The following is a 13,004-nucleotide window of genomic DNA, read 5'->3' as shown; positions in this document are numbered from 1 at the left end:
CGCGATGGCGCTGATGGACAGCAAGCTCGAAGCCCGCAAGCCGCCGGCCGCTCGTGTCCGGCAGTACCTCGCCATCCTGCGGCTCGATCACAGCACCAAGCACATCTTCATCGTTCCCGGGATCATCCTCGCCTGGCTGCTGCGCGGCGCGAGGAGCGAGCATCTCGCCGCCGACATCCTGCTTGGCCTCGTCGCCGCGATCTGCATCGCGTCGGCCAACTATGTGATCAACGAATGGTTCGATCGCGATTTCGACCGGCATCACCCGACCAAGTCGCAGCGTTCGGCGGTGCAGAGCGCAATGGACGGCAGGATCATCGGGCTGGAGTGGCTGGGGCTGCTGGCGCTTGGCCTGATCTGCGCGGCTGCCAGCAGCCGCCTGATGCTGCTCGCAAGCAGCATCTTCGCCTTGCAGGGCCTCGTCTACAACGTCCCGCCGCTGCGCAGCAAGGACAAGGCCTATTTCGACGTCATCTCGGAGTCCGTCAACAACCCGCTGCGGCTGTTGATCGGCTGGGCGATGATCGACCCGACCTCGCTGCCGCCGGGTTCGGTGATCCTGTGCTACTGGTTCGGCGGCGCGTTCCTGATGGCGGCCAAGCGGCTGTCCGAATATCGCGAGATTGCCGCGTCCCACGGCAAGGACCTGCTGACGCGCTACCGCGCGAGCTTCGCCGACTATACCGAGGTGTCGCTGACCGCCTCGTGCCTCAGCTACTCGCTGTTCTCGGTGTTCTTCCTCTCGGTGTTCCTGGTGAAGTACCGCATCGAGTACATCCTCGCGATGCCGCTGGTGGTGATGCTGTTCACCACCTATTTTTCGATGTCGACATCCCCTGGGTCGTCGGCGCAGAAGCCCGAGAAGCTCTATGGCGAGCGCGGCCTGATGCTGATCGTGCTGGCGCTGGTCGCCGTCTTCCTGGTGGCGAGCTTCGTCGACATGCCGTTCCTCGCCCGGCTGGCCGAGCAGCATTACATCACGCTGGACTGAAGCGGATGAGTTAACGCCGGCGCGGATGCGCCTTCTGGTGCCACGCCCAGGCCGAGCGAATGATATGGCTGAGATCGGACCGGCTGGCCTTGAAGCCGAGGCCGCTTTCGGACTTGGAGGGATCGGCGACCAGGATCGGCGGATCACCGGCCCGCCGCTCGCGCACCACGCTCGGCACCGCTTCGCCGGTCTCGGCGCGGATCGCGTCCAGCACCTCGCGCACCGAATAGCCGGTGCCGGTGCCGAGGTTGAACACGCCGCCGGCGTCGCCCTTCAGCAGCAGTTCGAGCGCGGCGATATGGGCGCTGGCGAGATCGTCGACATGGATATAGTCGCGCACCGCGGTGCCATCGGGCGTCTCGTAGTCCTCGCCGAAGATCGCGAAGTCGGGCACGTGCCCGAGCAGCGCCATCAGCGCGCGTGGAATGAGGTGCGTCTCGGGATCGCGCAGTTCGCCGATGGTGCCGGAGGCATCGGCGCCGCAGGCGTTGAAATAGCGCAGGCAGACCGAGTTGAACTGATAGGCCGCGCGATAATCGGCCAGGATCTGCTCGATCATGAATTTGGAGCGGCCGTAGGGATTGACGGTCGGACCCGCGGCACTCTCCGGAATGGGATCGCGCCCGGCATTGCCGTAGACAGCGCCGGTAGAGGAGAACACCAGCCGGTCGCAGCCGGCTGCCCGCATGCCGCGCAGCAGGCCGAGCGTGCCGACGACGTTGTTGGTGAAGTATTTCTCCGGATCCGCGACGGACTCGCCGACCGCGCTGAACGCAGCGAAGTGCATCACGGCGAGCGCAGTGTGTTCGCGGATGGTGGCCGCGATCCTGTCGTGATCGGCGACGTCGCCGATGACGAGCGGGCCCCATTGCACGAAGCTGCGGTGGCCGGTGGTCAAATTGTCATAGACGACCGGAACAAAGCCGGCCTCGGCAACGGCCTTGGCGCAATGGGAGCCGATGTATCCCGCGCCGCCCGTGATGAGGATCGAACCCCTGCTCGCCATTGAAGATGCCGTCCCTGCGCAGGCCAATCCCGCGCCTCAACACATGCAAAGACAGATGGGTACGACATTCCGTCCGGCGCGGCAAAACCGCGATGCGAATAGCGTTAAGACCGAACGGATTTGCTTCAGCGGTGACGGTTAACGCGAGCCCAGCGGAACGTTGGTCTGTTGCCCGACCGGCGGCGCGTGTCGTGACCGCGTCCCATGAGGGTAGACCGGTGTTGCCGGCGGGACCGGCCGGGTCGCCTGCGGCCGCGAGGTCGGAACGCCGCCCCCCGGTCCATCGATCGAATAGCGCTGCGCGCCCTGCGTGGTCTGCCCGGTGCCCTGTGCGAGCGCGGGAGCCGCGGCGGCGGCGGCCAGTGCCGCTGTTGTGACAAGGCCGGCCAGCTTCATGTCGATGCCTCGAGGGATGTGATCGGGATCAACCGGTCAAGCCGGCAATCGTTCCGGATGCGGGCTGTGACATGCATCAAACGAAAGTGGCGCGGCGAAATGTCTCGCCGCGCCACTGTCAATCGATGGGACCTGCTTGAGGAAATTCAGGCGCCGGCCTGCGCGATCGCGGCCCAGTGATCGGGGTTCGCCGGGGTCTGCATCCTGACCCAGCGATAGCGCGCCTGTGACCAGGTGCGGATCTGCGCATTCAGATTGTCGAGCACGACGTCGCCGCCCTCAACGCGGACCACCAGCACGAGATGATGCTCCCCCCACGACGTCACCACCTCGCTCAGCAGCAAATTGCGCATCGGCCAGCCACGCGCCAGCAGCTCGTGACGCTTGCTGACGGCGTAATCGTTGCAATCGCCGCGCGCCGGATTGATCAGCCATTCCTCGCCGGCGAGGCCGCGTTCGTTGCGCTGCGGCGCGATGCTGCGATTGACCGAGGCGTTGACCTCGATCAGGTCGGTGATGCGTTGCTTGGTGAGGCGCGTGGCGCCGCCGCGGAATACTGTATGCACGCGCGGCTTCGGCTTGCATTCGTCGGCATAGCGCATGCAGAACATAGTGTAGGCCATCGGCGCCAGCGTCGGCTCGCTGAAGCGGATCTTCTCGACCACACCGCGCAGCGGCAGCGGGAATCCGATCATTCCGGCCTGGGTGTCCCGCGCGCTGGTCCCGAGCGCGACGATGGCCACAAGCAAGGCCATCACTCTCTTGACGCTGTACATTCCTCACTCCCCAAAGTGACGGGAAGCATCTACGGGAAATGTCTTGAGCTTCGGCTCAAGCGCGCGGCGGCATTTGCTTCAAATGCCGCGATGCCCGCGAGCAGTCCGTTAACCAAGCAAGGGTCCCGCGCCGGCAAGGTTTCGGCCGCCGAATGATAACGCGCGTGCCGGCCAACGGATCGCAAGCTTGATCGGGTTTTTGAGGCCCTTTCCGGCGATTTCTGCGGGACGCCGCCGTCAGCTAGCGCGGCCGCGGCGGCACCGGGCGGCCGGTTCCCATGCGAGCATGGTTGGCCTGATGTGAAGCAGCCGGCGAATTTTGTTAAGCTAGACCGTCACGCGCTGCCGGGGCGCGATGCCGCACCAGCTCATCACGAGATCGGCGAGCATCTTGATCTCGATGTCCGCGGGCGTGCCGCCGGCGAAATCAGCGACCGATTGTCCGAGCGCGACGGCGCGCACATAGGCCGAGCGGCTTCCGATCATCGGGCCGATCTCCTCGTCGAGCGTATCCAGCTCCTCGATCAGTTGCTGGCCTTCGAGCGTGCGCTGGTCGACGCGGTTCGGCACGATCATGGCGCGGAGCGCCGTCCGCCGCGCCGCACGCACCTCGCGCACGATATCGAGCGTCCGCGCGGTGGCCTCGATGTCGAGGCCGGACGGCGTACACGGCATCAGTACGATGTTGGCAACCGCGAGCACCGCGCCCAGCACCCGGTCGTTGGGCGCGGAGTCCACCACGATGATCTGATGCGGAATCTGGCGCATCAGCTTGGCCCATTCGGCGACCGGGCGGGTTTCCGGATCAAGCTGATAGACCGGGAAGGTCAGATTGCCGGGCTCGGCCCAGTGACAGGCGGACGCCTGGGAGTCGGCGTCGACCAGTCCGACCACGCCCGTGCGCCGGTCCAGTTCTGCGGCAAGCAGAACCGCAAGCGTCGTCTTTCCGACCCCGCCCTTGCGCTGGGCAACCGAGATGACAAGCGGCATCGCAAGCTCCTGGCGTTATCCCCCGTGCGTGCGCGGGAGGACACCTTCATCAACGAGCGTCAGCATCCGGGGCAGACAGACCCGCTTCGCGTCGTAATTGTCCCTCACGAAGCTCCGTGCCTTCATCCGCATCTTCTTGAAGGCCTTGGGTCGTGACAGCACCGAGATTACCTGATGCGACAACGCATCAACATCAAAAAACGGCGTCAGCAGGCCGTTGCCATCCGAGATGATGTCGCGCAGCGGCGCCGTGTCGGACGCGACCACCGCACATCCCGCGCTCATCGCCTCCAGCAGCGACCATGACAGCACGAAGGGATAGGTCAGGTAGACGTGCACCGAGGAGATCTGCAGCAGCTCGAGATACGGTTCCCGCGGAATTCGGCCGAGGAAATGCACGCGGCGAAGATCGATATCCGACCTGACTTCGCCGAGGAACATCGACTTCCAGCTCGAACCCTCCGGCGGGTTCGCGCCGTAGGACGTCCCGCTGCCGCCGACGATCACCACCTGCGCATTGGGCCGCGCGGCAAGAATCCGCGGCAGCGAGCGCATGAAGACATGGAATCCGCGCACCGGCTCCAGGTTGCGCGAGACGTAGGTGATCACTTCATCGTCGGCCGAGAGTGTCGTGCCGTTCGGAAGCTGAAACCGCGCGACGGGGTTGGGCTTCACCTCGTCGGTGTCGACGCCCTCGTGGATGACCTCGATCTTGCTCTGAAACTCGCGGGGAAAGGTCGACCTCTGCCATGGCGTCGGCGAGACGCCCGTATCGCACTCGGTGAGCGCCAGCAGCGTGGTGGCATTCTTCAGATGAAGCGCGACATTGCCGTCGAGGCCGGTCATGGGAAATTCGGGATCGAAGCCGACGTCCCTGCCCTCGGCGCCGTAGTAGAACTCGCAATAGAGGATGATGCGCGCCTTCGGAAACATCGTGCGCAGCGGCAGCGTCTCACCCCAGCCGGGATGCGCGAAGATCAGGTCGGGCACGAAGCCCTGCCCCGACAGCGACGACAGCGCATACAGAACCTCCTCGGCACGGCGCGCCTCGACGTCGAAGCGGCGCGCAAAGGGATGCACCATCGCGGAGTCCGACTTGGTGGTCGAATATTTGAGCAGCCGAATATCCCGCGTCGTGCTCGCGGTCGATGAGCCGACCGCGACGACCTTGTTTCCGGGCCGCTCCGCAAGCGCACGCGCAATGTGGCGATACTGGGCTGGAAAGTTGTTGTGGACGAACAGGACGTTCATTGGCGGGCGGGCGCGCCCCCCGGCCGCGCGGTCTTCGATTGGGGTCAGGGTCGATACCGTGACCGGCAGGGTGTCTTCGATATGCACGTGCGAAACTATCTCACCGGATTAACATTAAGCCCCCTTCTATCACACAGATTTTTGGGGCACACTGTGTGAGAGACATATCGACCCATCCGTTAGGCTCGCAGGCGACGATGAACGAACAGATTCAGCAGAAAACCATTGACCTGGCACGAGGTCTTTTCCTGGTTCGCTATAATGGCGCCGAAGACAAGACATCACCTCCGGTGGTGCGCGTCTATGCGGATCGCGCCAGTGTTAACAATTGTAATATCATTAGCGGGCCGGACGCGGCCAATGGAACCCTGTTCGCGCCCGAGAGCGCGCTGGTCGTGTCGGTCGCCCGGCCAAGCCGCCTGATCGTCGAGGTCACGGCAGGACGCGCCGGCGGGTCGACCGCCGCCAATATCAAGATCGAGCCGCTGACCCAGGGACAGCCGGCCGCCCAGCCCGCCGGCCAGCCATTCGAGACGTACGAGCCCGAGGCCGGCCCTGACGAGCCGAGCGATCTCAAGGTGCTGGCGCATGTCGCGGGCCTGGGCGACGTCACGGTCGGCCCGAACACCTGGATTGCCGGACCGGCCGCGCCGGCCCGGATCGAGGGCATTTCCCTCGATTGGCCGAACAAGCCCTACGATCTCAACCTGCAATATGCGGTCAAGTTCGCGAGGCCGCAGCGCGGCGACAACCAGTTCGTTCCACTTGGAACCTTTGCCGGAACCCGTGGACGCGCGCTGGCGATCACGGGGTTCTCGCTGGAAGCCACCGGCCCCGCCGCGGACCGCTACGCCATCGCGGCCGAGACCATTTTCCTCGGCGCTCCGGCGCTGCGCGTGACCGGGAACCGGATCGTGGTGTCCGGCCCTTCGGGCCGGGAACCGCTGGTCGGCCTCAAGCTCAGCGTCGAAGAGCACCGCGTGCAGGCGGCGCCCCTCGCGCCCCGGCAGCCGATGCGCACCGAGCCCGTCGCCCCGATGCCGCGCCAGGAAGCGCCGCGCCTCGATGGACGGGTGCGCGTGTTCCGGAGCCGGCAGAGCGCCGTCAAGACGGCGGGCTGACCATGCCTGCAGACAAGGGCGACATTTGACCGCCGACGCGCGCAACATCGCCTTTACGTCCAAAATGCTGCACCACGTCGATCTCGAGCGCGCCGCTGTCCGGGCGCTCGAGGCGCGTGATTTCCGGCGCGCATTCGCGCTCGCCGACCGCCGCTGCCGGATCCTGCCGCATCCGGGCGCCCGCGCCCATCTGCTGCGCGCGGAGGCGCTGTTTCGTCTCGATCTGAGGGATGCGGCCGTCGCGGGCGTCGCCCGGGCGCTCGAGCTCGAACCTGATGATCTTGCCGCCGCGCGGCGAATGATGGCCTGGGGCGACGGTCTTCCGCAGCTCGAAGCCGCACGAAGCATCGCGCGGCGCGACGACGATCCGGATTCGGTCAGGAGCGCGCTGCTGCTGCTCGAGCAGCGCGGCCAGCACAGCTGCGCCCGTGTCGACTTCCTCGATGAGGAGGTGAAGGGATGGGTGACGTGGCGGGGCACCGACGACCCAAAGCTTTCCCTGACCCAAGCCGATCAATCCAGCACGGTCCAGCTTCCCGCCGATCCCCGTCACAGATTTGCGCTCAACGGGCGACGCGCTGCGAGCTTCCGTCTGATGCGGCCGCCGTCCGCGACCTCGCAACGCCTCGAGATCGCACAGGCGGACCACATCATCGCCAGCATTCAGCTGCCGGCCAACCGCGCGCCGGATCGCCGCAACGCGCCACAGCGGCCGCCCCGCGCGCGCAACGGCGAAACGCCCCCGCTCACGATCATCATCCCGGTTTACCGGGATCTCGCCGCAACACGTGCCTGCATCGAGAGCGCGTTGACGGCCGTCGCCTGCACGCCCGGCTCGACCATCGTCGTCGTCGACGACGCCTCGCCCGAACCCGCCATCAAGCATCTGCTCGGCGAACTGGCTGCGGAGTTGCGCATCCGGCTGCTGACCAACGCGCACAATCTCGGCTTTGTCGGCGCGGTCAACCGGGCCCTTAGCGAGACCGGTGCCGGCGACGTCGTGCTGCTGAACTCGGACACGATCGTGCCGAAATATGCGCTGCAACGCCTGAGAAGCGCCGTGCGATCGACGCCGCGCGTGGGCACCGCGACCCCGCTCTCGAACAACGGCGAATACACCAGCTTTCCGGTCCCGAACCGCTCCAATCCCCTGCCCTCGCCCGGCGAACTGGAATTGCTCGACGAACTGGCCGGCACAGCCAATTCCGGGATGGCCGTCGACATCCCCAACGGCATCGGGTTCTGCCTCTACATCACCCGCGAATGCCTCGACGCCGTGCAAGAACTCTCCGACGATTTCTATCGCGGCTATCTCGAAGACGTCGACTTCTGCCTGCGCGCCGCGGAGGCAGGCTTCCGCAACGTGTGCATCCCGTCGGTCTTTGTCGGCCACGAGGGTTCGCGCTCGTTTCTCGGCGAGAAGCGCTCCCTGGTGCTGCGCAATCTTCGCGTCCTGGAGCACCGATACCGGCGCTATGCGACGGAGTGCGCGGCGTTCCTGCTCGCCGATCCGCTGCGCGATTGCCGCGCGGCGCTTGAGCTCAAACTGCTCTCCGGCGAACGGCCCGCCGCCGAGCCGCACGTCATCGTCTGCGGCTCCCCGATTGGCCGGGAGATCGCCGTCGGGCGGTGCGAGCAATTGGCGGCGGAAGACCAGCGCGGTCTGGTCGTTCACTTCCGCGCCGAGGGAGGGCGCCAACTGGCGTCGATCTTCGACCCGGATGGCGGAGCTCCGCAGTCGATCGCACTCGACGTTGCGACGCCCGAGGGCCGCGAAGCCCTTCTGACATGCCTCACCAATCTCCGGATCGGCGCGCTCGAGATTGCGGAGGCCGACCGCATCCCCGGCGCATGTCTGGCGCAACTCACGCAACATTTCGCTTACGACCTCCTGGTCACCGACACCAGACTTGCAATGCGCGCCGCGGCCGGATCGGGCGTGCATCCGGACTGGACAGGTCTTGTCGAACGGGCCCGACGCGTGACGGTGATCGGCGAAGATGGCGCCGCGTTCTCCGAAGCGGTTCTCAGCCTGCAAGTGACCAAGCTGAGCGCCCCGCTGGTACCGCGAGCGCCGCCGCGCGCCGTGAGCGGCCCGGCCCGTCTCGGCCTGCTCGCCCTGCACGCCAGCGCGGCGGAGTTTCGTTTCGCGAGAGCGCTGAGCGATCAACTGGCCGAAGCCGACGACGATGACGTCGCGATCATCGTGCTGGGCACCACCCTCGACGATCTCAAGCTGATGCAGCGCCCAAATGTCGAGGTCACCGGTGAAATCGGCGTCGCGGACGTCGCGACGTTGATCGAAGCGCACGGCATCACGAAACTGGTTCTCGACATCGGCGAACCGGCATTCGGGCATCCGCTGGTGGACGCGCTGCTGGCAACCGGATTGCCGGCCGCAACGACCGAATGGACCCCGGCATCAGCGGCGCGCGGCCGAACAGCCGACCTGAAGCTGCAACCGGGCCTCGATGCCGACGAAGCGGTTGCAGCCATAAGCGACTGGGCAGTCGAAGACGTGCTGCTACATCCCGATCGGAGGCACGGTCGGTTGAGGCGGGAGGTTGGCGCGCGGCTTCCATGACCGCGGCGGCCATGCGAGCGACGAAAACGGCGTCGAATCCAGCCCCAGCAGCGGGCTGTAATAGGGATCGTCCAGCAGCACCTCGCCCCACTTCGCACGCAGCATCGCCAGTTCGTGCCCAAAGCGCGCCTTGCGATCCGGCGCGGAATCGCGGCCCCGGCTGGCCGATTCCAGATGCACGAGCTTTGCGTCCGGCGTGAACACGATCCGCTTCCCGAGCTGGCGCAGCTTCAGGCACAGATCGATATCGTTGAAGCTGATCGGAAAGCGGATCTCGTCCATGCCGCCGACGGCCAGGAAATCGCGCTTGCGCATCAAGAGGCACGCGGCCGTCAACGCCGAACATTCGTGCCCGACCTGGAGCAGATCGCCGTAGCCGGGATCACCATCCATCCGATCGTTGAAGGCGTGCGCAGCCGAAAAATTGGCGCCGAGCACCACCCCGCCATGCTGCACGACGCTGCTCGGCCAGAGCAGCTTGGCGCCGACAGCTCCGACGTCGGGAGCGGCGAGCCGCCACAGCATCTCCGCCAGCCAGCCGTCATCGAGCGCCTCGATGTCGTTGTTGAGGAAGCAGATGTTCTCCGTATCGACGCAATCGACGGCGGCGTTGTTGATGGCCGCGAAGTTGAACGGTCCATCGACCGAAATCACGTCGATCTCGTCGTCGGACAGGCCCTCCAGATAATCCAACGCGTCAGGCTCGCTGGAGTTGTTGTCGACGACGAGGATGCGGGCGTTGGTCTCATGTGCGGCCGGCAGGACGGTTTCGATGCATCGCTTGAGAAGCTCGGCGCGATTCCTGGTCGGGATGATGATGGTGGTGCGCTCATTCCAGTCGACGGCACGCTTGACCCGCACGGCGGGAAGCAGACCCGCCGGCCGCGGCTCGACATGCGCCTCGACGCCGGCCCTCGCGAAATACGCCTCGCTCGCGGCGGCAAGCTCGGCGGTCGCGACCGACGCATCAATTCCCGGCAGCGCCGCAACCGATCCCGGCAGATGATAGGTTCGCTCCCGCTCCGCGCAGGACAGGAAGATGTCGTAGAGCGACGCCGCCGATCGCAGCGCCTCCACGGCGCGTTCGCGGCGTACCGCAAAGCAATACGCCCCATAGCCCTGCTCGAGCGCACGTTCGAGATCGAATGCCGAAAACGCCAGCGGCCAGACGGCTCCGGCACCCGCGGCGACTTCGACGTCGCCATAGACGAGATCGCAGCCGGGTTCGGAAGCAAGCACTTCGGCGAAGCGCTGCAAGGCATCTTCAGCGAGGATCGTCCCGCTCAGGCAGAACACGAAGAATGCGCTGTTGGCTGCATCGCCGTCGATAAACTCGAGCGCAGCCGTCGGATCGAACCGGCTGAACCCGCGCGTCGGCAGGCACACCGCCGACCAGGCCGCACGCCGCTGCGCTTCGAGGCTCTCGATGCTTTCGTCCACCCTGGCCTCGCCGATCAGGACGACCGCGGCCTCGGATTGAACGTCAGACTCCATCGCCGGCGCGAAGCGTTCCTTCCAGCTGCGATAGGTGTGAAACGGTACCGAAGCCGGCAGCATCTGATCGAACAATTGTCCGCGCAACCGCTCGCTGTCCCAGCGTCCGAGCTCCGCGATGGTCTGCTCCAATCCGCGCTCGAACGCGACGAATGCGATCGGCTCCGAGACCACGCTCCGTCCGGTCACCGTCCGTGCCGACAGCCCGCGCACGCGGCCGTCGGCAAAATGCTCGGGCAGATGAAAATCGATCCGGCGGCCGACGCCGAACTCGCCGCCCCGCGCGACGTTGGTCCACCCGGTCGGCTTCACGGTCATCACCGGGCGCTCCGCGATCAGGATTTCGATGTCTTCGTCGAGGTCCTGCGCAAGCCAGCCCTCGAAGCGCAGGCCACCGGCCCATTTGATCTCGCCGATCCGGTGCCACTGCGCGTCCGGTGCTGCGACATCGCAGCGAATCGGAGCACCGACGACACCTCCGATATTGGCCAGCCGCGCCTCGATGATTGCGGCGCTCGCGCCGACCTCATCCTGCACGTTGAAGGTAAATCCAAATCGTCCATCGCCGATTCCGGCGTCGGCGAGCTCTGTTACAAACTCGTCACACAATGATGACATGTATGGCTCGCCGTCGACGAGCAGCTCGACGGTGTAGCGCCGGCCGAGATCGGCGCGGTCGTAAACAAATCCAGAAAACGTCGTGCGATCGTATCTGGAGAATTGCGTTTGCAACGACGCGTAGTCAGCTCCTGAGGGCCCCTGCTTGCCAATCGTCTTCGTGCTCATGTCCACCCCTCAAACGGCGGCTCGATTGTCGGTCGATTTCAAGTTGAGAATGTGTCCATGGCGCGTCCAAGGTGACTAGCGCGCACTCAACTGCACTGAGGCAATCACCGTTTGCACAAAAAGCCGCCGAGCTCCAACACAAACTATGCGTTATAAAACTTGGCGTTAGCGGCGCCAATTGTGCTAGTGCTAACTCCTCCTCTCCACACTGATCGACGAGCGGATTCATGAAGATTGCAATGGTTGGAACGGGATATGTAGGTCTCGTATCCGGAGCGTGTTTTGCCGACTTCGGCCATCAGGTCGTTTGCGTCGACAAGGACGCCGGCAAGATCGAAGCCCTGAAGCGCGGCAAGATCCCGATCTACGAAACTGACCTCGATAAGCTCGTCGAGACCAACGCCGCCGCCGGACGGCTGACCTTCACGACGGAGCTCGCCGGAGCCGTGGGTGACGCCGATGCCGTGTTCATCGCGGTTGGAACGCCGTCGCGGCGCGGCGACGGCCATGCAGATCTGAGCTACGTCTATGCAGCCGCCAAGGAGATCGGCGCCGCGCTCAAGAAGTTCACCGTGGTGGTGACGAAGTCGACCGTGCCGGTGGGCACCGGCGACGAGGTCGAACGCCTGATCCGCGAGACCAGTCCGAACGCCGATTTCGCGGTTGCGTCGAACCCCGAATTCCTGCGCGAAGGCGCCGCGATCCAGGATTTCCGCCATCCCGACCGGATCGTCGTCGGCACCGAGGACGACCGCGCCAAGAAGGTGATGGGCGAAGTCTATCGTCCGCTGTACCTGAACCAGGCGCCGATCCTCTATACCGCGCGGCGCACGGCGGAACTGATCAAATACGCCGCAAATGCCTTCCTTGCCACCAAGATCACCTTCATCAACGAGATCGCCGATCTCTCCGAAAAGGTCGGGGCCAACGTGCAGGAGGTCGCGCGCGGCATCGGGCTCGACAACCGGATCGGCACCAAGTTCCTGCATGCCGGCGCGGGTTATGGCGGCTCCTGCTTCCCGAAGGACACCCGCGCCTTGTTCAAGACGGCGCTCGATCACGACGTGCAGCTGAAAATCGTCGAAGCGACGCTGACCGCCAACGACAACCGCAAGCGCGCGATGGCGCGCAAGGTCGCCAACGTGCTCGGCGGCGAGCTGCGCGGCAAGACGATCGGCGTGCTTGGCCTGACCTTCAAGCCCGATACCGACGACATGCGCGAAGCGCCCTCGATCCCGCTGATCAACGGCCTGATCGACTTCGGGGCCAAGGTTCGGGCCTACGACCCCATCGGCATGGAGCAGGCGCGCAAGGAATTGCCGGAGATCGAGTACAGCGCGGACGCCTATGAATGTGCGCGCCAGGCGGATGCGCTGGTCATCGTGACCGAGTGGCGCCAGTTCCGCGCGCTCGATCTCAAGCGCATCAAGCAGGAGATGAAGCACCCGGTCGTCGTCGACCTGCGCAACATCTACCGTCCGGACGAGATGGCCGCGCACGGCTTCACCTACGAGAGCATCGGCCGGCCGCGCTGAGCGGCGATCGCCACAGCTCGATCCCGGAGCCCCGTTCCGATTCAATCGGAACGGGGCTCATTTTTATCTGATGC

General features: G+C 65.3%; 11 protein-coding genes. 4 read left to right on the top strand and 7 right to left on the bottom strand.

Features of this window, described 5'->3' with window-relative positions; translation table 11 throughout:
• The first annotated feature begins 4 nt into the window (after positions 1 to 4).
• Entirely contained in the window at positions 5 to 991 is a 987-nt protein-coding gene (locus CK489_RS22390) for a UbiA family prenyltransferase (protein ID WP_245350472.1), read from the top strand.
• Between the two features lie 10 nt (positions 992 to 1,001).
• Here CK489_RS22390 and galE read toward each other — a convergent pair whose 3' ends face one another.
• The 5 genes from galE to CK489_RS22365 form a co-directional block, all read right to left on the bottom strand.
• Complete coding sequence (gene galE, locus CK489_RS22385; protein ID WP_095733830.1) at positions 1,002 to 1,997, bottom strand: UDP-glucose 4-epimerase GalE; 996 nt, start codon at positions 1,995 to 1,997, stop codon at positions 1,002 to 1,004.
• 138 nt (positions 1,998 to 2,135) lie between these two features.
• Positions 2,136 to 2,393 (bottom strand): hypothetical protein, encoded by a 258-nt coding sequence (locus CK489_RS22380; protein WP_095733829.1) that lies wholly within the window; start codon positions 2,391 to 2,393, stop codon positions 2,136 to 2,138.
• A 146-nt stretch (positions 2,394 to 2,539) separates the two neighbouring features.
• Entirely contained in the window at positions 2,540 to 3,169 is a 630-nt protein-coding gene (locus CK489_RS22375; protein WP_245350471.1) for a transglutaminase-like cysteine peptidase, read from the bottom strand.
• 327 nt (positions 3,170 to 3,496) lie between these two features.
• Positions 3,497 to 4,159 (bottom strand): nucleotide-binding protein, encoded by a 663-nt coding sequence (locus CK489_RS22370; protein ID WP_095733827.1) that lies wholly within the window; start codon positions 4,157 to 4,159, stop codon positions 3,497 to 3,499.
• Positions 4,160 to 4,174: 15 nt separating this feature from the next.
• A complete protein-coding gene (locus tag CK489_RS22365; protein ID WP_095733826.1) occupies positions 4,175 to 5,410 on the bottom strand; it encodes a glycosyltransferase family 4 protein in 1,236 nt (411 codons plus the stop codon).
• 197 nt (positions 5,411 to 5,607) lie between these two features.
• Here CK489_RS22365 and CK489_RS22360 point away from each other — a divergent pair, with 197 nt between their 5' ends.
• On the top strand, positions 5,608 to 6,531 hold the full coding sequence (locus CK489_RS22360) for a hypothetical protein (protein ID WP_245350470.1): 924 nt from the start codon (positions 5,608 to 5,610) through the stop codon (positions 6,529 to 6,531).
• Here the strand turns inward: CK489_RS22360 and CK489_RS41440 are convergent.
• Positions 6,515 to 7,084 (bottom strand): hypothetical protein, encoded by a 570-nt coding sequence (locus CK489_RS41440; RefSeq protein ID WP_158226482.1) that lies wholly within the window; start codon positions 7,082 to 7,084, stop codon positions 6,515 to 6,517. The two genes, CK489_RS22360 and CK489_RS41440, sit on opposite strands and share 17 nt — an antisense overlap.
• Before the next feature lie 42 nt (positions 7,085 to 7,126).
• Here CK489_RS41440 and CK489_RS22355 point away from each other — a divergent pair, with 42 nt between their 5' ends.
• Positions 7,127 to 9,115 (top strand): glycosyltransferase family 2 protein, encoded by a 1,989-nt coding sequence (locus tag CK489_RS22355; RefSeq protein ID WP_158226481.1) that lies wholly within the window; start codon positions 7,127 to 7,129, stop codon positions 9,113 to 9,115.
• On the opposite strand, the gene CK489_RS22350 is transcribed toward CK489_RS22355, so the two are convergent.
• The gene (locus CK489_RS22350) at positions 9,056 to 11,395 is read right to left on the bottom strand and encodes a glycosyltransferase family 2 protein (protein ID WP_095733824.1); all 2,340 of its coding nucleotides are present in this window, start codon (positions 11,393 to 11,395) and stop codon (positions 9,056 to 9,058) included. The two genes, CK489_RS22355 and CK489_RS22350, sit on opposite strands and share 60 nt — an antisense overlap.
• Positions 11,396 to 11,622: 227 nt before the next feature.
• Here CK489_RS22350 and CK489_RS22345 point away from each other — a divergent pair, with 227 nt between their 5' ends.
• On the top strand, positions 11,623 to 12,930 hold the full coding sequence (locus CK489_RS22345) for a UDP-glucose dehydrogenase family protein (RefSeq protein WP_050630282.1): 1,308 nt from the start codon (positions 11,623 to 11,625) through the stop codon (positions 12,928 to 12,930).
• Positions 12,931 to 13,004 lie beyond the last annotated feature (74 nt).

The organism is Bradyrhizobium sp. UFLA03-84 (assembly GCF_002289535.1).
Taxonomy (GTDB): domain Bacteria; phylum Pseudomonadota; class Alphaproteobacteria; order Rhizobiales; family Xanthobacteraceae; genus Bradyrhizobium; species Bradyrhizobium viridifuturi.
Note: the sequence above shows the minus strand (reverse complement) of the source record. Positions and strands in the feature narration are given on the sequence as shown.

Excerpts from the sequence above, each read along its gene's own strand:
- CK489_RS22345 (WP_050630282.1), top strand. The coding sequence starts at position 11,623 with ATGAAGATTGCAATGGTTGGAACGGGATATGTAGGTCTCGTATCCGGA.
- CK489_RS22390 (WP_245350472.1), top strand. The coding sequence starts at position 5 with ATGGCGCTGATGGACAGCAAGCTCGAAGCCCGCAAGCCGCCGGCCGCT.
- CK489_RS22375 (WP_245350471.1), bottom strand. The coding sequence starts at position 3,169 with ATGTACAGCGTCAAGAGAGTGATGGCCTTGCTTGTGGCCATCGTCGCG.
- CK489_RS22350 (WP_095733824.1), bottom strand. The coding sequence starts at position 11,395 with ATGAGCACGAAGACGATTGGCAAGCAGGGGCCCTCAGGAGCTGACTAC.
- CK489_RS22370 (WP_095733827.1), bottom strand. The coding sequence starts at position 4,159 with ATGCCGCTTGTCATCTCGGTTGCCCAGCGCAAGGGCGGGGTCGGAAAG.
- CK489_RS22380 (WP_095733829.1), bottom strand. The coding sequence starts at position 2,393 with ATGAAGCTGGCCGGCCTTGTCACAACAGCGGCACTGGCCGCCGCCGCC.
- CK489_RS22360 (WP_245350470.1), top strand. The coding sequence starts at position 5,608 with ATGAACGAACAGATTCAGCAGAAAACCATTGACCTGGCACGAGGTCTT.
- CK489_RS22355 (WP_158226481.1), top strand. The coding sequence starts at position 7,127 with ATGCGGCCGCCGTCCGCGACCTCGCAACGCCTCGAGATCGCACAGGCG.
- galE (WP_095733830.1), bottom strand. The coding sequence starts at position 1,997 with ATGGCGAGCAGGGGTTCGATCCTCATCACGGGCGGCGCGGGATACATC.
- CK489_RS22365 (WP_095733826.1), bottom strand. The coding sequence starts at position 5,410 with ATGAACGTCCTGTTCGTCCACAACAACTTTCCAGCCCAGTATCGCCAC.